Origin of the sequence: Phaeodactylibacter sp., from assembly GCF_022763345.1 — a bacterium.
Taxonomy (GTDB): Bacteria; Bacteroidota; Bacteroidia; order Chitinophagales; family Saprospiraceae; genus Phaeodactylibacter.
In genome coordinates, this window is record NZ_JALEGS010000025.1 from 40667 (window position 1) to 65540 (window position 24874).

Annotated in this window: 22 protein-coding genes; 14 read left to right on the plus strand and 8 right to left on the minus strand. The window is 50.9% G+C overall.

The features are described from left to right. The first annotated feature begins 425 nt into the window (after positions 1-425). The 6 genes from MRY86_RS07340 (at position 426) to MRY86_RS07365 (ending at position 8073) form a co-directional block, all read left to right on the plus strand. Positions 426-1955 carry a HAMP domain-containing sensor histidine kinase gene (locus tag MRY86_RS07340; protein WP_293570362.1) on the plus strand — a complete coding sequence of 510 codons (1530 nt, stop codon included), beginning with the start codon at positions 426-428 and terminating at the stop codon, positions 1953-1955. A 58-nt stretch (positions 1956-2013) separates the two neighbouring features. Further along, entirely contained in the window at positions 2014-2742 is a 729-nt protein-coding gene (locus tag MRY86_RS07345; RefSeq protein ID WP_293570363.1) for a response regulator transcription factor, read from the plus strand. Positions 2743-2971: 229 nt separating this feature from the next. Beyond that, a complete protein-coding gene (locus tag MRY86_RS07350; RefSeq protein WP_363325466.1) occupies positions 2972-4009 on the plus strand; it encodes a quinone-dependent dihydroorotate dehydrogenase in 1038 nt (345 codons plus the stop codon). Between the two features lie 691 nt (positions 4010-4700). Continuing rightward, the gene (locus MRY86_RS07355) at positions 4701-6230 is read left to right on the plus strand and encodes an AAA-like domain-containing protein (protein WP_293570365.1); all 1530 of its coding nucleotides are present in this window, start codon (positions 4701-4703) and stop codon (positions 6228-6230) included. An 86-nt stretch (positions 6231-6316) separates the two neighbouring features. Next, positions 6317-7030 carry a hypothetical protein gene (locus MRY86_RS07360; protein ID WP_293570366.1) on the plus strand — a complete coding sequence of 238 codons (714 nt, stop codon included), beginning with the start codon at positions 6317-6319 and terminating at the stop codon, positions 7028-7030. A gap of 320 nt (positions 7031-7350) precedes the next feature. After that, complete coding sequence (locus tag MRY86_RS07365) at positions 7351-8073, plus strand: hypothetical protein (RefSeq protein WP_293570367.1); 723 nt, start codon at positions 7351-7353, stop codon at positions 8071-8073. Between the two features lie 45 nt (positions 8074-8118). Here MRY86_RS07365 and nadC read toward each other — a convergent pair whose 3' ends face one another. Together nadC and MRY86_RS07375 are read right to left on the minus strand one after the other, a co-directional pair. Beyond that, positions 8119-8994 carry a carboxylating nicotinate-nucleotide diphosphorylase gene (nadC, locus tag MRY86_RS07370; RefSeq protein ID WP_293570368.1) on the minus strand — a complete coding sequence of 292 codons (876 nt, stop codon included), beginning with the start codon at positions 8992-8994 and terminating at the stop codon, positions 8119-8121. Between the two features lie 247 nt (positions 8995-9241). Next, entirely contained in the window at positions 9242-9982 is a 741-nt protein-coding gene (locus tag MRY86_RS07375; protein ID WP_293570369.1) for a porin family protein, read from the minus strand. Positions 9983-10147: 165 nt separating this feature from the next. On the opposite strand from MRY86_RS07375, the gene MRY86_RS07380 reads away from it, so the two are divergent. From MRY86_RS07380 to def, 5 genes are all read left to right on the plus strand, one after another. Beyond that, positions 10148-11191: a hypothetical protein gene (locus tag MRY86_RS07380; protein ID WP_293570370.1), complete on the plus strand. Its 1044-nt coding sequence runs from the start codon at positions 10148-10150 to the stop codon at positions 11189-11191. 45 nt (positions 11192-11236) lie between these two features. Continuing rightward, positions 11237-13021 (plus strand): DNA polymerase III subunit gamma/tau, encoded by a 1785-nt coding sequence (locus MRY86_RS07385; protein WP_293570371.1) that lies wholly within the window; start codon positions 11237-11239, stop codon positions 13019-13021. A gap of 172 nt (positions 13022-13193) precedes the next feature. Next, on the plus strand, positions 13194-13883 hold the full coding sequence (locus tag MRY86_RS07390) for a Crp/Fnr family transcriptional regulator (RefSeq protein WP_044220712.1): 690 nt from the start codon (positions 13194-13196) through the stop codon (positions 13881-13883). A 57-nt stretch (positions 13884-13940) separates the two neighbouring features. After that, on the plus strand, positions 13941-14357 hold the full coding sequence (ruvX, locus tag MRY86_RS07395; RefSeq protein ID WP_293570372.1) for a Holliday junction resolvase RuvX: 417 nt from the start codon (positions 13941-13943) through the stop codon (positions 14355-14357). Between the two features lie 7 nt (positions 14358-14364). Then, entirely contained in the window at positions 14365-14919 is a 555-nt protein-coding gene (gene def, locus MRY86_RS07400; RefSeq protein ID WP_293570373.1) for a peptide deformylase, read from the plus strand. Between the two features lie 40 nt (positions 14920-14959). Here the strand turns inward: def and MRY86_RS07405 are convergent, their stop codons facing one another. From MRY86_RS07405 to MRY86_RS07430, 6 genes are all read right to left on the minus strand, one after another. Next, positions 14960-15874, minus strand: coding sequence for an AraC family transcriptional regulator (locus tag MRY86_RS07405; protein ID WP_293570374.1), 915 nt, complete (start codon positions 15872-15874; stop codon positions 14960-14962). A 290-nt stretch (positions 15875-16164) separates the two neighbouring features. Further along, a complete protein-coding gene (locus MRY86_RS07410) occupies positions 16165-18972 on the minus strand; it encodes an alpha-amylase family glycosyl hydrolase (protein ID WP_293570375.1) in 2808 nt (935 codons plus the stop codon). Positions 18973-19083: 111 nt separating this feature from the next. Beyond that, positions 19084-20067, minus strand: coding sequence for a succinylglutamate desuccinylase/aspartoacylase family protein (locus MRY86_RS07415; RefSeq protein ID WP_293570376.1), 984 nt, complete (start codon positions 20065-20067; stop codon positions 19084-19086). A 124-nt stretch (positions 20068-20191) separates the two neighbouring features. Further along, positions 20192-20827 carry an SET domain-containing protein gene (locus MRY86_RS07420; RefSeq protein ID WP_293570377.1) on the minus strand — a complete coding sequence of 212 codons (636 nt, stop codon included), beginning with the start codon at positions 20825-20827 and terminating at the stop codon, positions 20192-20194. 3 nt (positions 20828-20830) lie between these two features. Beyond that, complete coding sequence (locus MRY86_RS07425; protein ID WP_293570378.1) at positions 20831-21475, minus strand: 2OG-Fe(II) oxygenase; 645 nt, start codon at positions 21473-21475, stop codon at positions 20831-20833. An 8-nt stretch (positions 21476-21483) separates the two neighbouring features. Continuing rightward, the gene (locus MRY86_RS07430) at positions 21484-21642 is read right to left on the minus strand and encodes a hypothetical protein (RefSeq protein WP_293570379.1); all 159 of its coding nucleotides are present in this window, start codon (positions 21640-21642) and stop codon (positions 21484-21486) included. Between the two features lie 68 nt (positions 21643-21710). Here MRY86_RS07430 and MRY86_RS07435 point away from each other — a divergent pair, with 68 nt between their 5' ends. From MRY86_RS07435 to ppk2, 3 genes are all read left to right on the plus strand, one after another. Continuing rightward, entirely contained in the window at positions 21711-22385 is a 675-nt protein-coding gene (locus MRY86_RS07435) for a response regulator transcription factor (RefSeq protein ID WP_293570380.1), read from the plus strand. 73 nt (positions 22386-22458) lie between these two features. Continuing rightward, positions 22459-23988 carry a bifunctional GNAT family N-acetyltransferase/carbon-nitrogen hydrolase family protein gene (locus MRY86_RS07440; RefSeq protein ID WP_293570381.1) on the plus strand — a complete coding sequence of 510 codons (1530 nt, stop codon included), beginning with the start codon at positions 22459-22461 and terminating at the stop codon, positions 23986-23988. Further along, positions 23988-24770 (plus strand): polyphosphate kinase 2, encoded by a 783-nt coding sequence (gene ppk2, locus MRY86_RS07445; protein WP_293570382.1) that lies wholly within the window; start codon positions 23988-23990, stop codon positions 24768-24770. The genes MRY86_RS07440 and ppk2 overlap by 1 nt, the downstream gene beginning before the upstream one ends. The last annotated feature ends 104 nt before the right edge of the window (positions 24771-24874 follow it).

Sequence of the window (24874 nt, forward strand, 5' to 3'; positions counted from 1 at the left end):
GGACAATTCACTGTTTAAACTTTAGCAAATATACCAAATCAGTAGGCAGCAAAGAAATAAATTAACAAGACGCCCTACTAATGGGGCCTTTTCTTTGGTCAACAGCGCTTTGCTCCAAAGCAAAATAAAAAACATACTTCAAATTCATTGACCACTTGCCAAAAAAAATATTGAATTTGCATTCTGAACTACAGATCATCGGGAATTTATTAATGCAAGCCAAAATGTCGCCCAAATTACAAAATAACGGATTGCCGTAAGAAAAAACACCATCTTACCCTGCGGCGTTAAAGGTCTGTTAAACACGACGTGGCCCTGACAGGAATGTTTAACTTTAAGAGTTAAGTTCCTGTTTGATAGGTCAAAGTTCTTATTTGCTTCAGATAAGAACCCCTACTAAACACAAACCAAGAAGGTCGTTCTTTATGAATAAAAAAGCAATCTGGGCGATAATCGGACTGATGAGTGCCGCTGTTCTGGGCGTGGTCATCTTACAAATGGACCTCATCCGCACGGCCGTTGCAGTGAATGAAGAACGCTTCGAGAAAAATATTTATGCCGCGCTTAATGCCGTGACGCGCAGGCTGGAGACCGAAGAAAGCCAAGAGGTGCTTGAATACTCGCTGAATGGCTTCCAAACCGCTTATTATCAGGAAGCCACCGGGACAAAACTTGACCTGCCTGGCAATTTGCCCCCTAACTTCAACTGGGGCCCCTCCGATATTGCTAACGGCGGCAATCAGGTGAGCCGTGGTGCATGGCTCAACTGGCTTACGGCAGAGCTACTGAACGACTGTAACTCTCCCGAATGCCGTAAACGAAAGGACACTTATCGCAAGTTAATGGTGATTTTCGAACAAAGCGCTCGGGGGATTCCGTTAGAAGAGCGTATTAAGTTAAAAAAGCTGGACAAATTTCTTAAGCAGGAACTTTCTAACCGGGGTATAGATACCGAATACAGTTACGGCGTTTTTTCCAGAGAAAAAAACAGCTTTATTATCGCTGACGGGCACTACGTGGTAGAGGACGATCAGCCAAAGGAAATCCTGCCGGGCTTCAGGACCATTTTTAACTCCCGCTATAAAGTGGACCTGTTTCCAGAAGACACGACGGCGCCCGGCATGCTAATGATCCACTTTCCGCAACGTACCAGTTTTGTCTGGCGGTCCCTGTGGCTCAACTTCTTAGGGTCCATCATTTTCACTACCATCATTCTCTTTTGCTTCGCTTATACCATCAATGTGATTTTCCGGCAAAAGAAGCTCTCGTCCATGAAAACGGACTTCATTAATAACATGACGCATGAGTTCAAAACGCCAATCGCGACGATTTCCCTGGCCGCGGATTCCATCACAAGCCCGATGATCGCGGGTAAAGCAGACAAGGTTGGGCGCTTCGCCAACATAATAAAACAAGAAAATAAACGTATGAATAGTCAGGTAGAGAAAGTTCTACAAATGGCTTTGATTGACAAAAAGGACTTTTCGCTGAAAGTTTCTGATGTCAACCTACATGACATTATTTATAACGCGGTAGAAAACATCGGACTGCAGGTCGAAAAAAAAGATGGTAAAGCCTGGGCAGAGCTGGAAGCCAGCAACCCGATGATTGAGGGAGACAATATCCACATCTCCAACATCATCAATAACTTGCTGGACAATGCGAATAAGTATTCGCCAGACAAGCCTGAGATTTCGGTTCATACCCGCAACGTCCCGAATGGCGTAGAAGTCACCATCTCCGATAAGGGCATCGGTATGAACAAAGAGCAGCGCAAGCATATCTTTGACAAATTCTACCGGGTACACACCGGTGATGTGCATGATGTAAAGGGTTTCGGCTTAGGCCTCAGTTACGTCAAAGCCATGATGACCGCCCATCAGGGGCAGATTGATGTGAAAAGTGAACTGGGCAAAGGCAGTAGCTTTACGCTCTTTTTCCCTTACAAACAGTAAAAAATGGTGCAGCACCCGACTGAAAAAAAACTAACTCCAGAACAGAAAACCTCCGACTATGACAGAAAATAAGATACTCCTGGTAGAAGATGACCAAAATTTCGGCGACGTCCTGCGATCCTATCTGGAAATGCACGACTATGACGTCACCCTGGCAACTGATGGAGAGCAAGGGCTCGAAAAATACAATGAAGGCACCTATGATTTGTGCATTTTTGATGTCATGATGCCTAAGAAAGATGGGTTCACCCTGGCTAAGGAAATCCGCGAAAAGGATGAGGACATGCCCATTATTTTCCTGACGGCAAAGACGATGAAGGAGGATGTAGTCAAAGGATTTAAAATTGGAGCCGACGACTATATCTCCAAGCCTTTCAATTCCGAAGAGCTGCTTTACCGTATTCAGGCTATTTTGAAGCGTAGTCAGGCTAAAGCCGACCCAAGAGAAGAAATCAAGGAGTTTACTATCGGGAAGTACCACTTTAACTTCCCCTTACGTATCCTGACATTCGACCCGGACGGCCCGGAGGAGGAAGAAAACAAACTGTCTCCTAAGGAAGCACAATTGCTGCGGATGTTTGCCATGTACATGAACGACATTCTGCCACGCTCCGAAGCCCTGACCAAAATTTGGGGAGAAGACAATTACTTCACCGCGCGTAGTATGGACGTCTTCGTTACCAAGCTGCGCAAGTACCTGAAGAAAGACGACAACATCGAAATCGTCAATATTCATGGCAACGGCTTTCAGCTCCTCGTGCGGGCTGAGGAAGGTGCTTCTAAATAAAAGAGAGAATTCCGGTGGTTTTCCATCTTTTTTTGTTCAGAGCGACCAATTCATTTGGCAGTAAATGAACAAATAAGTATATTTGTGAAACTACGATACTTAATCGAATCAGACTTCTAGAAAAAGTCTGTCTAAGAATAGTTTTTGGGATTATGATTCCGGCTGGGTAGAAAAATGCTACCTGGCCTTTTTTTATGCCCGCAATCGCCTATTTTTGCGACTAAAAGCCGTGTACAAATCCCTGCTCAAACCTTTCTTCTTCCGCTTCTCGCCGGAGCGGGCCCATCATATTACCCTTAGCCTTTTCAATTTTGGATTGTCGGTGCCTGGCATTGGCGCGTTGCTGCGGCGTATGTACCGCTATAAGCACCCTGCCCTTCGCCGTGAGCTCTTCGGGCTGACTTTTGAGAACCCGGTAGGCCTCGCCGCAGGATTTGACAAGGACGGGAAGCACTACAAGACGATGGCCAACCTCGGTTTTGGCTTTATTGAAGTAGGCACCGTTACGCCAAAGGGTCAGGACGGCAACCCGCAGCCCCGCCTGTTCCGCCTTCCGGCTGACGAGGGCCTCATCAACCGGATGGGCTTCAACAACGATGGCGTGGAAGCGCTGGTGGAACGCCTAAAGCGGTACGGCAAGCCCAAAGGCGTTATCATTGGCGGCAATATTGGCAAAAACAAAGTGACCCCCAATGAGCAGGCGGCTGATGATTACGTCAAATGCTTCGAAGCGTTATTTCCCTACGTCGACTATTTCGTGGTCAACGTCAGTTCGCCCAATACGCCCAATTTGCGCGACCTTCAGGAAAAAGAGCCCCTGTCAAAGCTGCTTCAGCTGTTGCAGGATCTCAACCGGGCTAAGCCGGCCCCTAAGCCCCTACTTCTCAAAATCGCTCCGGACCTCACCGATGGGCAACTGGATGACATCCTTGATATTGCCCGGGAAACGCAGCTCGATGGCCTCATTGCCACCAATACCACGGTCAGCCGGGAAGGCCTGGCCACGCCCGCATCAAAAGTGGAAGCCATAGGCGCCGGAGGGCTCAGCGGACAGCCAGTAAAAGCGCGCGCGACTGAGGTCATCCGCTACCTGGCACAGCGCAGCAACGGCGCATTCAAAATCATCGGCGTGGGGGGTATAAGCAGCCCTGAGGATGCCATCGAGAAGCTGGATGCCGGCGCTGACCTCGTCCAAATCTACTCCGGCCTGGTATACGAAGGCCCAGGGCTGGTGCGGCGGATCAATCAGGCACTGGCTGCACGGTAGGTTGCCCGAAATGGGATTCGCGCAGCGGACGCTAAGGTGCACGCGGAGAGCGCGAAGGTTCAAGCAGCGCACGCGGAGCATTACAGAGGTTGCCCTTACGCTGCGAACTTTGCGAAACCCTCCCTCCCCTTTGCGTGAACCACAGTATGAAGGTTTCACGCAGCGAACGCTAAGTGCGCAAAGCATTCCGGAGGACGGTCCTTACGCTGCGGCCTTTACGCGATCTCTTCCTCCCTTTGCGTGAACCCTCCTGCCCTCCAATACTCACATTATAAAAAACCACTATGGCATCGTTTTTGAAGTAAATATTTCGCCTGCTTAGTAGGACCATTCAGCATCGCTGAGCGAAAATTTCTGCAGCGCATTTATCTATTGCTTAAACCAACTTCAATACCATGCAAGAGCGTACTTACCGCCTCTATCAGGACATCCGGTTCTGGCTGGCCCTGGCTTCTTTCTGTCTACTCCTTTGGATGACCATGAAAGGCTATCCGGTGTGAAACCAACAGGATCTGATTACAAACAGCAGCCCCGCTAAGTGACCAATGGATCAGCTTGGCGGGGCTTTGTTTTACAGCTGGAAGGACGCCATTAGTGGCGTTATTTTCCGTACCTTTAGCACAGACCGAAATTCAGGATGATGCCCAAAAAGTTCAATAGCACCGGTACTTGTTATCCTACTCTGCATTACATGGCAGACATCAGCGCCAAGGTTGACGCCATTATGAACATGGTGGTTGAAGGCGAATATTTCACCATCAACCGTCCCCGGCAGTACGGCAAAACCACTATGCTGGCTACACTAAACGGGGCGCTTTCAAACAGCAGTGCGTACCTCCCCGTAAGAATGAACTTTCAGGGCATTGACAGTAAGTGGCATGAAACAGACGCTGCTTTTGCGCAAATGGTGCTCAGCCAGATGAAAACAACCCTGGAATATCAGGATAAGCAACTATTTGAAGTTATTCAGGAAAAAGAGGCGGAGGTCGATGGAATGGATGGGCTGTCAAGGTTAATCACACACCTGGCGCATCGGTCCAGGAAAAAACTGGTCCTGCTCATCGACGAAGTGGATGCAAGCAGCAACTACTGGCCCTTCCTCCGCTTTCTGGGCATGCTGCGGAGTAAATACCTTGACCGGTTCTCTCCCCAGCATGCGACCTTTCACAGCGTGGTACTAGCGGGCGTGCATGATGTAAAGTCGCTGAAATCCAGAATCCGGCCGGGAGAAGACAATACCGGGCAGTATAACAGCCCCTGGAATATCGCTGCTGACTTCAAAGTAACGATGAGCTTTCTGCCAGAGGAGATTGTGCCTATGCTGGAGGATTTCGCACAGGAACAGCACGTGCAACTCAATGCTCCGCATTTGGCGGGAAGGCTATACTACTACACTTCTGGCTATCCCTTTCTGGTGAGCAAGCTTTGCAAAATCATGGCGGAGGAAATCCTGTTGGCAAAAACAGAAAAAGTATTAACTGAAGCCGACCTAGAGCAAGCCGTACAGCAATTGCTGCGGGAAGACAATACCAACTTCGAGAGCCTGATCAAAAACCTGGAGAACAATCCGGAACTGTACAACCTGGCTTTTCAGGTGATTATAAATGGAGCAAACATACCTTTCAATCCGGATGAGCCCATAACGGCGATGGGGCGTTTATACGGTATTTTCAAGTCTAACGGCAGGCTCAGCATTCACAACAGAATTTATGAACAACGCCTGTACGGTTACATGACCGCAAAGTACTATCGGGAGCAGCTCAGTCAGGAACAAGAGGTTTCTCCGGGCCTCTACACTACCCCCGATGGACAGGGGCTCGACCTGGAGCGGGCACTGCTCCGCTTTCAGCAGTACCTGCGCGAGCAGCACAGCAAACGGGACGAGCATTTTCTGGAACGGCACTGGCGCCTCGTCTTCCTGGCCTTTCTAAAGCCCATCATCAATGGCAAAGGGCACGACTTTAAGGAGGCACAAATCTCCGAAGAAAAGCGGCTGGATGTCGTTGTCACCTACAATCATCACAAATACATCATAGAGCTCAAACGCTGGTACGGGGAGCAGGCGCATCAGCGCGGTTTGCTGCAACTCACGGACTACCTGCAGCGGCAAGGCATGGATGAAGGCTACCTCCTCATCTTCGACCCACGCCGTCAGGGGGAAGCGCCGGCGCATGGGTGGCAGGAAGTGGAGGGGAAGCGGGTATTTGTGGTTTGGGTGTGAGGTTATCTGTTGCCGCTCAGCTCTTTTAGCAGCCTTGCGGTCTCGTGAAGGAGTTTAGCCACCTCTATTACTTGAATCCACGAATTATGAAGCACTTCATTCTAACTTATACAACGGATACTAAGGAAAAGGGAAGTGTGTACCCTCAAGTTAAAGTGTTAGAACGAGGTAGCCACGACTTAGTGTTGAACCAATACAACGATAAAGAATTGCCAAAGGAAATACGCTTTCCCACGTTCAAATTAGAGTATAAAGCAAAACTTACCGATGTTTTATCGTCAAGTGTACTAGGGCGGTCAACTAATATTTTGGCAAGTCCTTCCGTAGTAGAGGTACTTAGCACGTTCAATCTCCCAAAGCATCAGGTTTTCGACACCTCCGTACTCAATAAAAAAGGCGAAAGGATTCCTTATAAAGTCATACATCAGTACTTTCATAGCGATGCAGACTACATAGATTATCAACGGTCTCAGTATTTTCGGATAACGGGATATGACTTTACTGTTGATCCTTATACTATTAAAGGAGAAGAGGTGGATGTGGGTAGTTGGGAAGAGATCATTAACATTACTCAAAGTAAAAAAGGAAGTATTTGCGGCAGATCAATCTATTTAAAAGAGTCTGACATTTCTTACGACGCCTTTCTGCTAAGGAACCCTAATGCTTGGGTAATCAATGAAAAAGTAGCAGATAAACTAAATGAAAAAAAGATCACAGGCATTGCAATGGTGCCTCTAAGGCCAGGAGAAAACTTCTGCGAGGAAAATATTGTCACAAAAGCACAAAAATTGATCATGTAGCTTCAGAAAGCTCCTGATTCACAAAACCATTCTTTTTACAATGTTTTGAAATATATTCAGCACCCCAACTATTCTACTCAAATAGATCAAAGATTGAGCGAATGGCTATCTAATAATCCCAACGCAACTAATGAGGATGCTGCCAAATCTTTTTGGCAATGGCAGAATCAAATAAGGGCACAAATTGGAGTCTCTTCAAATGGTCCCAAATTAAACGACATTATCTTACCACCCGTTCCCAACCCTTAGGTTTTTCTTAACTTGCTAGCCAGATTCCTTTTCTTATTTGTATCTGGCTAGCTAATACAACTGCCTACAACATGAAAGACAAGTTATTCATTTTGACAAACTCGGTGAATCCCAAAGTTGTTGGTAGAAAACAACCACAAGTCGAAGCGATTTACTCAGAAGACGTTACTTATACCTCCATAGGTGACCATATTCTAGAAAAGTTGGATCCCGCCGAAGTAATACTTCCTGAAATAAAACTAAAAACCCCAAATGCCATATTAACTGACTACATATCAAATAATCTTACCGTTTACCCTTTTCAGATTTTAATCAGTGAGAAAACCCTTGGCATCTTAAAAAAATATACAGGTGCTCCGCATCAAATTTTCAATGCCAACTTGATCCATACAAAAGGATCGACAAGATACTACATTCTCCATTACCTTCCTTCTACTGTTTCTTATCTAGACTTCCAGCGAAGTCAATTTGTCAGAGTGTATTGGACTGAAAAGACAACAGAATCTTTCTCAGCAAAAAACTACCAGGAATTTGTTAATACCCCTGGGCTCGGAGGAGCTAAGCAAGTGAAGGCTTTATACTTAAAATCCAATATTCAGCTACCCGATTTCTTTCCTGTATCTCCGCCAGGCATTTTCTTGGTTAACGAGGATATCGCAAATGCTATCAATCAAGAAAACGTCAAAGGAGTTTGCCTCATTCCTTTTGAGGAAGGGGAAGATTTTACAGCGTCAATCTTCGAGAAGACAATGCGAATTGAGAACCCTACCTGGAAAGGTTTTACCAATGCTTAAACTTACATTTAGGAAAGCTCTACTTATCTTTAAGAGTCTCTGATCCTACGCCACCACCTCTTTCACCACCTTCAGGCTCAAGTCCAAACTCTGAGCCGAGTGCGTCAGCGCACCTACAGAGACGTAGTCCACGCCCGTCAGCGCCACTTCGCGGACGTTGTGAATGTTGACGCCGCCGGAAGCCTCCGTTTCAAAGCGCTTGTTGACCGTGTGCACGGCTTCTTCCATCAGCGGCAGTTCAAAGTTGTCCAGCAGGATACGGGTGACCTGCCCAACCTGAAGGACCTCGTGCAGCTCTACCAGATTGCGGACCTCCACTGTAACGCCAAGGTCCGTACCTTTTTCCTTTTGATAAGCTGCTACCCGCTCGATGGCTGCTGTAATACTGCCACAGGCATCAATGTGGTTGTCCTTGATCATAATCCAGTCGAAGAGGCCGAAGCGGTAGTTGTCACAGCCGCCCAACTTCACCGCCAGTTTTTCCAATGGGCGGATCAGCGGCGTGGTCTTACGCGTATCGAGGATGGTCACATTCAGGTCTTCCACCTCAAATTTGAAGCGGTTGCTCAGGGTAGCAATTCCGGTCATGCGTTGCATGGTATTGAGCACGAGGCGTTCGGCACGCAGCAGTGCCTGCGCATTGCATTCTACCTCAAAAGCCACGTCGCCGTAGCTGACGGGCTGACCGTCTTTCACCTTTGGGGTAAAGGTTGAGCTGGGGTCCACATGCCGGAAAATATAAGCGGCGACGTCCATACCGGCGATCACGCCCGGATCTTTGACGTAGAGGCGAGCCTTTGACCGTGCATCTGCCGGAATACAAGCCAGGGAAGTATGGTCACCATCGCCCACGTCTTCTTTTAATGCCTGTGTAACGAAAAATTCGAGGTAGTCTTGAAGTTCTGCCATGTTTGTGCTCATACCCTGTTTGTTTTGCCCGGAATTTAAGACTACCTGGCAGTGCACCAGGTAGCTTTTGGGCCGCAAAGGTAAAGCTTTTCAGGCAAATTATCCAGTGGTGGCTGGATGAAAGGTTCATGCTTAGGGCGGTAGTGTTTCACGCAGCGTACGCTAAGGGGGCGCAAAGTGCGCAAAGCGTTCTAAGTACGCCTCTTGCGCTGCAGCCTTTGCGAAACCCTTCCTTTGCGGCCTTTGCGTGAAACCCTCTCTAGAACAACACCCCCAGCCGCAGCACAACGCCCCGCGCTACGCCTTTGCTATCCTCAGCATCCTGATTAGAAACGCTGTTGTCCAGGTAAACGGTATCATCATCTTTGGTCACATCCGTAAAGCCAAACTGCAGGCCGATGCCCGCTACCAGAGAAGTGCTTTCAGAAACGCTGTACTCAATGCCGCCATTCAGGCCCCAGAAGAGGTTCAGCAGGCGCACATCAGGGCGAATGTTGATGTCATTGCATTCTTCCGCATCGTCAGCATTGCGAATGTCGCCTTTGGCCTGCGTGCGGAAACCGATGCCAACATTAGGCTCCATGAAGTAGCGGATATAGCCGAATTCCCGGGTGCGCATTTTTAGCCCGATCGGGATTTCCACGTACTGTATAGAGTATTTCAAATTGGGTGCCTGCTGCTCTTCCATGAAGAAGGCACAATCGGCAGGGACTTCAGAATTAGCCCAGTAGATACCGGTATTGGAGTGCAGCAGCGTACCCCCTGAATTGAAAGAAAAGCCTAAGCCTGTGGCCAGTGCATAGTTTTCCTGAAAGTAAAACTCGCCCATCAAGCCAAGCTTCAGGCCCAGGTTAGTACCATTGGTGCTGATGGAGTTTTTATCGGTAGACATCCAGTTGAAAGCGGGGCTGACCTGAAAGCCAAAGCGGACCGCCTGCTGAGCCTCCGCTAAGGTGGAAAGGCTAATCAGGAAAGCAGCAAAAACAACAATTTTTTTCATCTTCTTCAGTTTTTGTAAGCAGGTGTATAATCAGGAAGCGTCTGTGCTCTTGATGCAAAAATAAACGTACATCATCAAACGTGGCGGTAAAATATAAAAAACACAGCGTTAATGTTTAATGCAATACTATTAGCTTCGCGATTCCAAACCACAAATTCAACTTTTATGAGCGTAAAACGGATGCATTTGTTCGCTTTTTTGATCGCAACCACCCTTTTTTGGGGCTGCCAAACAGGGGAACAGGAATTTATACCTGATGTTTCAGGCATCGAAGCGGAGGTGGATATCCGGCGCTTCGATCAGGCGCTCTTTCAGCTGGATACGAATAACATGCAGGCAGCTCTGGAAGGGCTGATGGAAGACTATCCGGAACTGGGCGACCTTTACTTTAGCCGCATCCTCCGGGCCAACGACCCGCGCATGGCACCCGATGGGCCCGCTCCCTATGTCAAAGGGTTCCTGCAGCACGAGCCGGTACGCAACCTTTACGATTCCGTACAGGTGCACTATCCGGACCTGTCAGATATCGAGGAGGAGCTGGAGCAGGCGTTCCGGTTTTTCCAGTATTATTTCCCCGATGAGCCGGTGCCCACCGTCTCTACCCTGATTTCGGAATACGCGGTAGCGGCTTTCGTGTACGGTGAAAATGACCTGGGAGTTTCCCTGGATTATTTTCTCGGAGAGGACTACCCCTACCAAAAGCTGAACCCCCGCGATCCGGCATTTTCCGCTTACCTCACCCGTACCTTCAACCGGCAGCACCTGACTTCCAAAGCCATTCAGACCCTCATCAACGGGCTCGTACCTCAGCCCCGGCAGCAACGCCTTATCGATCTGATGGTCAACAACGGCAAAAAGCTCTACATCCTGGACAAACTCCTGCCTTACGCTCCGGACAGCGTCAAACTGGAAGTGACCGGCGAGCAGGTGGAATGGCTCAATGACAATGAACTGGAAATGTGGGCTTTCTTCATCAAAGAGGACCTAATGTACGAAACGGACAGCCGCAAAATCCGAAAACTCGTGGATTACAGCCCTCACTCTCCAGGCATGCCGGAAGAAGCGCCCGGCCGCACCGCCAACTGGGTGGGCTGGCAGATCGTCCGGGCCTATATGCAACGACACCCGGAGGCGACGATGCAGGACCTCATTGCGCTAGAGGACGCACAGGCCCTGCTCGATGCCAGCCGCTACAAACCTGGCCGGTAAACGCCCGAAATTTTGTATCTTTGCATACCTCGAAAACAGCCATGCATGAGCAATTTTATTGTTTCCGCCAGAAAGTACCGCCCTACCCGCTTCGATGAAGTGGTGGGTCAACAGCACGTTTCGCTTACGCTAAAAAATGCGCTGCAGAACGACCACCTGGCGCATGCATTCCTTTTCTGTGGCCCACGGGGGGTCGGTAAAACCACCTGTGCCCGTATCCTGGCCAAGGTGCTGAACTGTCAGAATGTAACCGAAGACCACGAGCCATGCGGGGTTTGCGACTCTTGCAAGTCCTTCAGTGAGAATGCCTCCTTCAACATCACCGAACTGGATGCCGCCTCTAACAACAGCGTGGAGCACATCCGCGCGCTCATCGAACAGGTGCGCTTTCAGCCGCAGCAGGGCCGGTATAAGATATTCATTATTGATGAGGTCCACATGCTTTCCCAGCAGGCCTTCAACGCCTTTCTGAAGACCCTGGAGGAACCGCCTTCCTACGCTATCTTCATCCTGGCGACCACCGAAAAGCACAAGATTATCCCGACCATCCTGTCCCGGTGCCAGATTTTCGACTTCCGGCGGATACAGGTGCAGGATATGGTCGATCACCTGCAGAGCATTTGCGATACCGAAGACATTCAGGCCGACCCGGATGCCCTGCATATCATCGGACAAAAGGCAGACGGCGCACTAAGGGATGCTCTGTCCATTTTTGACCGCATCGTCTCTTTCAGTGGCAACCGCATTACCTACGAGGATGTCATTGAGAACCTCAACGTGCTGGACTACGACTACTATTTCCGGGTCGTGGACGCCATGCTGCAGGAGGACCGCAATCAGATGCTGCTGATTTTTGATGAAATCCTGCGCAAGGGTTTTGACCCTGATCTGTTCATCAACGGGCTGGCAGAGCACCTGCGTAATGTACTGGTGTGCAAAGACGCCCAAACCCTGGATTTGCTGGAAGTCAGCGGTGGGCTAAAAGACCGGTACGAGCAACAAGCCCGGCTGTTACCCGCTCAACTGCTGCTGACCGCCCTGAATATCGCCAACGACTGCGACCTGGGCTATCGTCTGGCCCGCAACAAGCGGCTGCACGTTGAAATGGCGCTGCTCAAAATGACCTACATCAACCGAGCCTTTCAGCTGTCTGAAGCCCAGTTGTCTGCGCCTGCCCCGGAAAAAAAAACGGCTGACGTAAGCACCTCAGCCCCACCACCACAGGTCCCGGAGCCTGCGCCTAAGCCCGTAGCAGCCCCTGAAGCGGAGACTTCCACCCCAACTATTGCGGACGAAGCGACAGTAGTAGCACCACCACCGGATTTAGCAACAAAACCAGCCGCCCCCACGCCTGTAAAAAAGACTAAACATGTCTTGCCCAAGATGAAGAAGCTGGATGCGATGCTGGCTGAAATTAAGGAAGAAGAGGCACAGACAACTAAGGAGGAAACGGCAGAGCCCATCACCCTGGAGCGGGCACAGGAAGCCTGGGACCAATACATTGACCAATGCGAGCAGGAATCAGTGAAAGTAATCATGCGCAATGCTGAGCTCGCACTTTTGGGCGAACAGGAAATACAGGTGACCGTCTCTTCCAATCTGGCAGAAAATACCGTGAGGCAGGAAGACGGCTTGGTAGAGCACCTGAGGGCTACCCTCAAAGCACCAGGCATCCTGATGCGGGTGGAAGTGGATAAAAGCAGCGCTCCGGAGCCCCCGCCCAAGCCGAAACGGCTGATGACCAGCAAAGAAAAATACCTGGAGATGCGGGAAACCAACCCCCTGCTTCAGGAAATGCAAAAGCGGTTTGATTTGCGCCCCGATGAGTAGGGCTATATTGAGATCACACACTCAATGCGCGTTCAGCAGCTATTTGTTGCAAATGTTCTGTGCCGGACACTTTCTCCGGATTATCTTTGAAATGGGAGCACGCAACTGACGTTAACCTTTGGTTAGCTTATTTGCAAAGCGATACATCTCCGCAAACTAAACCTGAAAGGCTATGACTAGCGATCAGTCCCTTTGGTATCTGGAAAATATTGACCTGAGCGGCATCTTATGCCCGCGCAAAATTCAGCGGGGAGACCTGGATACCCATGAACAAAAAGTATTTGAGAAAGGCAGCTACATTTATTTGCCTGATGAATACGCCGACCGCATGTTTTTCATCACCGAAGGCCGGGTAAAAATCGGCACCTACAGCGATCAGGGCAAGGAGGTCACCAAAGCCATTATCGGCCCAGGTGAGGTGTTTGGCGAGCTGTCGATGATCGGAGAAAACAGGCGGCATGACTTTGCTTACGCTATGGAGCAGACCCATACCTGCGTCATGACGGTAGGAGATCTGGAGGATATGATGCGGGAGCACAGTGCCCTGTCCCTCTTCCTGATGCGCACCATGGGCTCCCGAATGCTGGAAATGGAGAACCGCCTGCAATCGCTCGTTTTCAAAGATTCCAGAACCCGCATAATTGACTACCTGGTCAGCCTCGTCCACAAAAAAGGGCAGCGCGTAGGCTATGAAATGCTGGTCCGGAAGTTCCTCACCCATCAGGAAATTGCCAACCTCACCGCTACTTCCCGGCAAACCGTGACCACCGTCCTCAACGAGCTGCGCAATAAAGACATCCTCACCTTCGACCGCAAACGGTTGCTGGTCCGGGATATGGAAGCCCTTGAAAAGGAAAAATAATGCGTTTGCCCGTTTTTAGCGGCAACTGTCTTACCTTTGCGCCCTAAATCATTACGTTTGGCAAGGATTCTGAGCATCGATTATGGCACTAAGCGCACCGGGCTGGCAGTCACAGACCCATTGCAGATCATCCCAACCGGGCTGGACACGGTGCCTACTGCTGAGCTGGAAGCCTATCTGCAGGATTACCTGAACAGAGAAGAGGTCGAAATCATCGTAGTTGGCGAGCCCCTTTATCCGGATGGCAATCCGGCCCAAATCCATCATATGGTGGTGGGATTGGCCCGGAAGCTGCGCAAACTTTTTCCCAAAGTGGAAGTTGTTATGCAGGATGAACGCTTCACCTCCGAGGAGGCCAAATCTGTGATTCGTCAAAGTGGTGCCCGCCGGAAAAAGCGACAGGACAAAGGCCTTGTGGACAAAGTAAGCGCCGTCCTCATCCTGCGGGATTATCTAGAACAAAACCGGTACTAATTCAATCATGATACTGCCCATTTACGCATACGGACAACCTGTCCTTAAAAAGGAAGCAGAAGACATACAGCCGGACTACCCCGGCCTCGCTGAATTGATCGAGAATATGTGGGAGACCATGTACTTTGCCGAGGGCGTGGGGCTTGCTGCTCCCCAAATTGGCCGTTCTATCCGCATTTTTATGGTCGACACCGCACAGGTCGAGCGTAAAGACAGTGAGGAGGAAGGCATTAAGAAAGTCTTCATCAATGCTCATAAAGTAGAAGAAGGGGGCAATCCATGGCCCTACGAGGAAGGCTGCCTGAGCATCCCGGATGTACGGGGCGAAGTAGAGCGCCCGGCGCAAATTCGCCTGCGGTATATGGATGAAAACTTCGAGGAGCACGAGGAAGTGTTCACCGGATTTAATGCCCGGGTCATTCAGCATGAATACGACCATATTGATGGCATCCTTTTCACGGAGCACCTCAAGCCGATCAAACGACGCCTTGTCCGCCGAAAGCTGGACAGCATCAAAAAAGGTAAAATCAAGGTGGACTACAAGATGAAGTTCCCGCGGTAACATCTTTTGCTTTCAGAAAATGCTAGCGGCGTTCTTCCGCTCAACCCGCGCGATAGTGCGAAGGAGCCATACCAAACTTTTTCTTAAAGGCTTTTGTGAACGATCGCCGGTCAGAAAAGCCCAGCTCCCTGGCAACGCTGCTGAGACTGTCTCCCTCTCCTACCAGTCGTGTTGCCTTATGGAGGCGCAGTTCCAGTACCTGCTGATAAGGCGTGATGCCGAATGCCTGCTTGTAAGTCCGCAGCAAGTGATATTTGGATAGCAAAGCCGCTTTAGCCAGTTCCTCCAGCTGCAGATCGTTACAGTAGTTGTCATAAATATACTGCCGGGCGGTGCACAAACGGCGGTACAGTTCTTCCCGTGTAGACCGCCGGGCACAGTCAATGCCCCTCATCTCCTGTTCGGTACGCCAGTGGGTGCGCAGGAGTGCTGTTGCCACATCAAAAAATACCTGATTGAAATCGAGTTGCTGATGGGCAGCAAGGGCCGGGCGCAGTTGTTCGAGGTAGCGGCCGAGCTCATTCTCATCCGTCCGGTAAATCTTTTCCAGAAAACGAGGTGCTTTGTTGGACTTCGGTGCTGGGTGGTCCAGCAGATCCTCCGTATTGCGCGACAAGCCTGAGGCCGCTTCCTGAATCAGGCGTGGGCTCAGGTAAAAGCAAAAGCCCTCCACCGGCGTGGGGTTACGGATAAAACAATCGAAGGTTTGATGGCGGTTCACCAGGAGGTATTCTCCACGCTGCAGGCTAACCTGACGGTTCCTGAAAAAGTAACGCTCCGTGCCAATATGCCCCAGCTTGATTGACAGGCCGGAATCGCCAACAGATTTGTCAAAGTCTCTGAGCCGGGAGTGGATGATAACATCGTCGAAGTTAAGTGGTATTTGCCGCAACTGCTCTGACATGCGGACGAGCGGCTGCCGGGTAGGCATCCCATTACCTGTTAATAGCGTCATGTTGGACTGCATTTTAATGTTTTGCCGGGTAACCAGCATGAAAACCGTAGCGGCGGGCACTACGGGCAGTTTGTTGTATAACAGATGATGGGCAACGAAACAGAAGAAGACTGCTTCGGTCAATTGCAGCCTAAATATTGGAAATATTGCTGATTTACGAGGAATTAATCTATCAACACTGCCTTTTTGCCGACGAAAACAGGGGCAGAGAGACATGTAAACATCAAAGCGCCGCTTCTGTAGCCTAAAAGGCTCCAAAAGCGACGCCATAAAATGCTACAGACGGATGCTTACTGCACCACCACAAACGTAGTCTCTACCCGTTGCCCTGCCGTGATACGCAGCACATAGCTACCAGCCGGCAACTTAAGATCAAGGGCTTCCCCATGCCAGCCAAAGCTGCGTTGGCCCAGGTTTTCCTGAATTACGGTCTGCCCCTGTAGGTTGACAACTTCCAGCTGTACTTCCGCTGCCTTTGGCAAGTCATAGCTCACGAGAAGCTCGCCGGCAGTGGGATTGGGCGCAACGCGGAGCTCAAAGCCATTAATTGCCCGTTTATTCTGAGTGGAAGTAGGCGTTTCCAGCGGTTCTGTGGTGTACAGACGGTATTCTCCGGGCTCAAGTGGCAGCAACTGATTAGGCGTAATCACCTGAAAGGTTTCCCCAGTGAAATACTCGTACCAGGTACCTGTTTGCGTAAATACCTGAGAAGCACTCTGATTGGTCACCCCAAAGTTGGCTACAGCCACCGCATCCATACTTTCGTGCCGCAGTTTGATCACTTTGGCAGAAGGTGCCAAGTTGTATTCAATATCATCCGTGTGGAAGACATCATAGGCTTGCGTCACCAAAATGAGATCGCTCATTGTTTCGTAAAGATCGCGCCGCCCTTCCTCTTCCAGGAAGTCCCAGCGGATAGGCTTGGGACCGGTCCGGCAATCCTGATTGATGCTGCCGTCTTCGCAGTAATTGATAGAGAAGTCATAACCCAGCTCCCCAAACTGCCAGAGCATTTTTGGCCCGGGGATGGTGTAGAACATCGTAGCGCCGGCTGCCACCCGGTCTAGCGCTGTTTCCAGCTCCCTTACGTTGTAGTCGCCCTGTGAACTGCCAAACTCCAGAGCCTCGTACACCAGCCGCTCCTCATCATGGCTTTCCATGTAGGACACGATACCCGGTACATCCCAGCCGCGGTGGGTATAGGAAGCGCCGGAAAGATTGGAGCCAAAGCCGAGCACCGCATTTTTGTACTGCGGCTGCATGTTATTCCACATCAGCATGCCTTCCCCATAGTTGGCCATTTCCACTTCTTCAGCCCAGTCGCCCAGGTGCTCCATGATGGCGTAGGAGCCCGGTGAGGCATCCCACATTTCATCCGCATAATCTTTGATGATGACCAGACGGGACGGGTCATAGGCACTCCAGGCACCCACATCGGTGGTTTCTACTTGCGTAAATCCTTTGGAAAGGTCGAAGCGGAAGCCGTCCACCCGCATTTCCTCCAGCCAGTAGCGTATGGTGCGCTTCACAAACTCCCGGGTGTGCGGGCTTTCGTGGTTGAAGTCGTAGCCTACGTTGAAAGGGTGCTTGGCAAATTCATTCAGCCATGGGTTGTCAGGCGTTGGGCGGAAGTTATTCCCATCCCAATACAGCTGTGCAAGGGGGCTTTGGCTAAAGGCATGGTTGTACACCACGTCGATAATGACCGCCAGCCCGCGCTGATGGCAGACATCTACAAAGCGCTTGAACTCATAAATCGGTCCGTAGTACTTGTCCAGCGCCATGTGGAAGGACGGGTTGTAGCCCCAGCTGATATTGCCCTCAAACTCACTTACGGGCATCAGCTCGATGGCATTGATGCCAAGGCGCTTGAGGTAGTCAAGGGTGTCGATCAGATCGGTATAGCTGTGGCTTTCGAGGAAATCGCGTACCAACAGCTCATACACCACGAGCCGCTCTTTGGGCGGGCGCTCGAAATTGTCCACCTGCCAGTCGTACTCCGCCACCTGCGGGTCTACCAGTGACACGATCCCCTGCGCATTATCCGGATAATCGGGCAGGTTCGGATACACCTCCTCTTCAATAAAGGGGTCGTTGCCGGGGTCCAGCACTACTGTACTGTAAGGATCTGCCACCCGGATGCTGCCATCGACCAGGTATTGGAAAGTGTGTGGACCTTCGGGATCCAGCCCCTCAATTTCTATCCACCAGTTACCGGTTGAGGAGGGGGTCATTTGGTATTCCGTCAGCGGGCGGTAATCGTTGAAGCTGCCAAGGACGAAGACGTGCTCTTTGTTGGGAGCGAAGAGATTCAGGCGGAGGGTACCGGATTCGAAAGTGATACCAGGCTCCAGGTCAGCAGGCACAGCCTGAGGCGCAACATCCAGAGGCACGGCGTAGGCAAAATCCAGCACAATGCTCTCTTCCCCATTGTCTACGGTGATTTCGACGAGGTGGGTACCTGCTTCACCGGCAATCAGGTCATACTCCAGTAGCGCTGTGGTTTCGGAGACCAGTTCTTCTCCGTTATCGGTAATGGTCATTGTCGTTTCTTCTGAAACGGCTACCCTTACCGGTATGGTTTCTCCGGTTTGGGCAATGATGGCATTGCTCGCCGGGCTTTGCAGTACCGCTGTAAAACCTACGCTGCCGTCAAACAGGTCAAGGTATATGTCACCACCGCCCGTTGCCCGACCCGTCTGATTACCTGTAGCATCGCGGAAGACAAAAGCCATTTGCTCTACCGTCTCACTGCCAGGCACGCCGTAGTAGGCATTGACCGAAGGGGAAAAGGTATAACTGTAAAGATTGTCCTCCCCAGGCACCGGTGTCATTCTCCAGTCGTTATTGGCTTGCCCCCAGGTCGTGGGCACATAGCGCCAGTCGGCTGGGCTTGAGCTGAGATTGGTGATCACGCCCGTGTGCAGGTACACATCGCACCCACAGTTTTCCAGACCTCCGTTGCCTTCTGAGGCGTTGAAAAAGACGGTGATTTCATCTTCGGGTGTTGGGAATGCTGGTTCGCTGTAAACGACCTGAGCTTGCAGGAGCACAGCATTTAGGCCAAGCAACAGCAGCGGCAAAATTGATTTAAGCATGCTAATGAATTTTCTTTGTATAGTTATGATAGCAAGACTATCAAATTTACGCAAATTTCGGGAGGCCTGCGACATCAAATTGACTGAACGCAGACAAAACCACCTGTCATCCTACATCGGCATACCCAGATGTAGGATACGCCCCCCGGTCTGATTGATCGGGCTCACGCTTTTTCCGATCACCACTCCATCGTGCGGCGCGGTGTAGCGCTTGATAAAGTCCCCGAAGATATTGCGCAAAGTGGCGACTTCCTGCCCGGCTTTAACGCGCTCCGTCAGGCCCGGCTGCACCGTGAGAATCCCCCCTGTATCCGTGTACAGCCAGCTGGAATCTTTGCACAGAATTGCAGGCGCTTCCGGCTCTTCCACCGTATCCCCCGTCATGCCCAGGTGCGCCAGCACATTGTGGATGCCGGTCAGCCCGGAGCGGATGTGCCCTTTCTGAAAAGTATTGGGATTGCCAACTTCCAGGGTGATGGCGTGTATGCCCAGCTCATCGGCTGCCCCGCGCAGCGTGCCATCGGAGGGCGGGTTGTGGACAATGATCTGCGCGTTTTGCAGCAGTGCCATTCGGCGGGTGGTTTCGCTACTCATATCTGCCCGGATGTAGTAGGAATTGACTCTTCCAAAGCTTGCGGTGTGCAGATCGATGAGGTAATCAAATTTGGCAACAATCCAGTTGACGATGCGGTAGGCGTAGACCTGACTCACGTTGCCGTCTTCCCGGCCCGGCATAATGTGGTTGAGGTCGGTACCATCAATAAAGCGCCGTTTTTTGCGCAGCAAGCTCGGAAGGTTGACCACAGGTACGCCTACTATGGTGCCTTTAATTTCCCGGGCATCAATTTCGCGGAAGAGGCGCTGAATCACCGGAATCCCGTTGAGCTCATTGCCATGCACTGCAGCGGTCAGCCCAACCACCGGGCCCTCTTCCGCGCCCCTTGCCACAATAACCGGGATAAATACAGGCATGCCCATACCATCAGTTACGAGGTGGAGCCAAAAACGCTGTAAAGTGCCCTTAGGCACAGCTTCTAAATCGAGTTCCCGGATGACAGGGGCGTCATCGGGCAGTGCAGAGTAGGTGGATTCCATATACTTTTGTTTGCTGAGCGGACAAAGGTAAGCCCTTCACCATAAAAAATACGCCCCGCAACTGTTCTTTGTTTACGGGGCGAATGGGAAGTTCAAAATACGAAAATCAAAGAAAACACATGGGTCAGGTCAGGTGCAATTGCATACCATTGTCTCCGGGCGTATAGGTTTCAAGAGATTGCGCCTTGAGCTGATAGACCGAGCGGTAAACCTCCGGATTATTCAGGAAGGCATTGACTCCGATTTTGGTGCCATCATCAAGCAGGGCGGCAAGGGGTTGCTCTACCTGCCAGATTTGGGGCAGGGCATCCCGCAATTTCAGGTCCCAGGCCTTGTAGTATTGCTCAAAATCTTCGGGCCGGAGCTGTTTGCGGCAACAATCATGAGCGCACTGCAGGTCCATTGGCTGTGTTAGGTTGAAAAGGCCGTACTCGTCGGTAATTTCCTCACCGGGCTGAATGTCACGGATGGCAATTTCAAAGCCATAGCCGGTGCTCATAGTGTTGCAGTTGCAGCAGTGGTTGACATACTTGGCGAAGTCCCAGCTGACGATGCGGTACCCGCGCTCGTCAATGTAGGAATACTTCTCAATAGCGGCTTGCATTTCGGGATTATGATTCCGGTAGGTGTCCGGGCTGATCTCCATTTCCAGACTGTCTTTGACATAGGTAATGGTGCCTTTGGGCAGGAACCGTGTGGCAAACACACCGTAGCCTTTATGGTCGTCGATGTATTGCAGCTGAGTGTGCGGATGGATCATTGTCTAGAATAATTGGGTTTCGTCCTTGAGCCACCCCGTGATGCTGCACCGTTCGCGGTGGGCAACTTCGACTTCGTGCTCAATGGCATGGCTTTCAAACAGCATCAGGCGTCCGGCTTCCGGTAGTACCGTAACCGTCTCTTCGGTGCCGTCTTCTTTGGGTAGGTAAAGTTTCAATGCGCCGCCATCGTCTGCCGCCCACTCAGGGTTGAGGTAACAAATGGCAGATAGCTTGCGCGACTGCGTGCGGTGGAAAACATCGAGATGGCGTTGGTAAAAACCACCCGGCTGATAAACAGCAAAGTGCATCTCCATGTCCCTAATCCCCAGGTAGCAGGTACGGTTGAGGTAGCGTATGAGGTCTTGCAGGCGTTCAAAGTAAGGTACACAGGAAGCAGGAGGAGCGTTGTGGTCTATCCAACGGATTTCGTCCCGGCGAATTTTCTGGTTGCGCTGAAAATCCGCCCCCTGCCCGATACCCGCAGGATTAAAGGCGCCCTCTGCTTCCTCAGCATGGATAGTCTTTAGGATTTGGTTGACTTCCATGGTGCTGAGAAAGCCATCGATAATGCTGTAGCCCTGCTCCGCAATCTCAACAGCGGCTTGTTCGTATATAGCTTCCTGCAGAAGCGCGATGGTTTTGGTCATGGTATTTGCTATTGCAGATTGGCTTCCTCACTCAGCCAATACTGCGGGTGGTTATATTTTGGTGGCTTAGTGGTCTTCAAAGCCTTTTTGGGCCGGGGTGCATCCTCCTGCTCAGTGCTCCGCTTTTTGAGGCGTGCTTTGTCTGTGGATTTACCTTTCCTGCTCATTTTTTTCAGGCAAAAAAGCGCGCAGATTCTGAATAAAAACTGAATTTTACTGCCCTGAATAAAAAAATATGAAGGTTTTACTTATCGGAGCTGAATCCTCCTCCCGATTGGCATTGCAACGATACCTCAAAAGGCAGGGATTGGAAGGGCAAACGGTTGCTCAGCCAAAGGCCGCTGTACAGAAAGTGCTACAGGTGGAGTTCGATGCGGTAGTGATAACAGAGCCGCTCGAAAAAGGCAATGCAATGCGCCTGGGGCAGTTGCTCAGGCAGCAGGAGATGCAGGGCGGGCTGTTGTTGCTCACCCCCGCTACCCTACCCGCTTACCGGATTGAGGCACTGGAATCGGGCTATGATGATGTCCTCTCTCTGCCTTATGACTTAGCCGAAGCCTACGCTCGACTCAAAGCCATCGTACGCCGCCGTACCGGGCTGTATCAGCGGGAGCTCCGGCTGGAGGACCTGGTCATCCGGCCTGACGAAGCCACTGTGTGGATTGGCGGGCAACGCCTGGAACTCACCAAAAAGGAGTTTAATATCCTGTTTTTCCTGGCCCGCAACCGCAACCGCGTAATCAGCAAAGACCAATTGATTGACTACCTTTGGGGCGAAGAGGCAGAAGATATAGATGGGTATGATTTTCTGTACGCTCACCTGAAGAACCTCCGCCGGAAACTGAAGGCGCTGGGCGCAGAGGGCCTCATCGAAACCCTCTACGGTATGGGCTACATCCTACGGTCCTGAACAGCCCAAATTTGAAAGATGACTCAACAAGGGCCACTGCCCGCTCGTTTATTCGAAGTACAACAATCAATACATGGAAGTCGCAACAAAGAAAATAGAACTCCGCAACCTCACCCTGGATGATTACATCGGCCTGAAAGAGGCCATGATCCAAGCCTATTCGGGTGGTGGCGTGACGCACTGGAATAAAAAGGCCATACAAAAACTGCTCAAGGTCTTTCCTGAAGGGCAGCTTTGCGTAGTCGTTGACGATAAAGTGGCGGCCTGTGCGCTTTCCATCATCGTCAACTATGACAAGTATGGCGATAAACACACCTACGATCAGATTACCGGTAACGAGACCTTCAATACGCACGATGAAAACGGAGATGTGCTCTACGGCATTGAGCTGTTTGTGCACCCTGAGTTTCGGGGTATGCGCCTGGGGCGGCGGCTGTACGATGCCCGCAAGGAACTCTGCGAATCACTCAACCTGCGCTCCATCATTGCCGGAGGGCGTATCCCAAAATACCGGGAATATGCCGATGAGCTGACGCCACGGGAGTACATCAATCAGGTGAAGATGCGGGAAATCTACGATCCCACCCTGACCTTTCAGCTGTCCAACGATTTCCACGTCCGTAAAATCATTCAAAATTACCTGCCAGAGGACAAAGCCTCGAAAGAGTATGCCACCCTGCTGGAATGGAACAACATCTACTATCAGGAAGAGGAAAAACTCATCAATGTCCCTAAATCGGATGTGCGTATTGGTATCGTACAGTGGCAGATGCGCTTGTTTCCCAACTTTGATGCCCTCATCCGGCAGGTGGAGTACTTCGTGGATGCCGTGAGCGACTATCAGTCCGATTTCATCCTCTTCCCGGAGTTTTTCGAAGCGCCCCTTATGGCAGATTACAACCACCTGGGGGAGGCGCGGGCCATTCGGGAGCTGGCCGGGTATACGAATGCCCTGCGCGAAAAATTCACAGAATTTGCCGTCAGCTACAACGTTAACATCATTACCGGCAGCATGCCCAAAGTGGAAGAAGATGGGCACTTGTATAACGTATCTTACCTCTGCCGACGGGACGGGACCTGGGAAAAATACCGGAAAGTGCACATCACGCCTTCTGAGCGGGACGCCTGGGGCATGAAAGGGGGCAGTGAGCTGAAGGTTTTTGATACCGACTGTGGCAAAGTAGGCATTCTCATCTGCTACGATGTGGAATTTCCGGAGCTAGCCCGCATCTACGCGGATCAGGGCATGCAGCTGCTGTTCGTACCCTTTCTCACCGATACGCAGAATGGCTATAACCGGGTCCGGCTCTGTGCACAAGCCCGGGCCATTGAGAATGAGTGCTATGTCATCATGGCGGGAGCTGTGGGCAATCTGCCCCGCGTCAATAATATGGACATCAACTACGCTCAGTCTGCCATCTTTACCCCTTCTGACTTTGCATTCCCTACCAATGCCATCCGTTCTGAGGCTACTCCTAATACCGAAATGACGGTGATTGCGGATGTCAACCTGGAATTGCTCAAAGAGCTGCACGAGTACGGTAGTGTGAATACCCTCAAAGACCGGCGCAAAGACCTGTACGAGGTAAAACTGAAGAAGTAATGAGCCTGAAAAAAGGAGAGGACAAGCAGTTTGACGAGGACGTGCTGCGCCACTATGGAGTTAATCCGGACTATGTGCACGAATTGTATTTCCTGCAGGTGGAATTGTTAAAATTGCAAAAGCACATTCATGAGCAGGGGCAACGGCTGGCGATTTTATTTGAGGGTCGGGACACCGCCGGAAAAGGGAGTGCGATTGCCCGTTTTTCCCAATTCCTCAACCCACGCCACTACCGCATTGTAGCCCTGGGCAAGCCTTCAGAGGAAGAACGCGGGCAGTGGTACTTTCAGCGGTATATCCGGCAGTTGCCCAATGCCGGGGAAATGGTCTTCTTTGACCGCAGCTGGTACAACCGGGCAGTGGTGGAGCCGGTCATGGGGTTTTGTACGCAGGCACAGTACGAGCGCTTTATGCAGCAGGTCAACACCATGGAGCGCATGCTCACCGATGATGGTATCATTCTGGTCAAGTTTTGGTTTTCCATAGATGCTGAGGTGCAGCGCAGCCGTATCGAAGACCGGTTGTCGAGCCCCCTTAAGCAATGGAAAGTCAGCCCGGTCGACCTCCTTGCCCAGGAAAAATGGGATGCTTTTACGGCCTACAAAGCGCGTATGTTCGAACAGACTTCCACTGAGGTCAACCCCTGGTTTGTTGTCAAAGGCAACGAGCGGGAGCGCGCCAGAATTGCGGCAATGCGCCATGTGCTTTACCTCCTTGATTATGCAGGTAAGACGGAAAAATTACAGCCTCCGTCCGAGGAGATATTGCAGCGACACCATTAATAGTCAATATATACTGACGATTAAGTGGTTTGCCACAGCAAACCTACTCAATGTCAGCATTTACGCTGGGAAGTGGCTTGCTCCGATGTCGCAAATCCAAGATC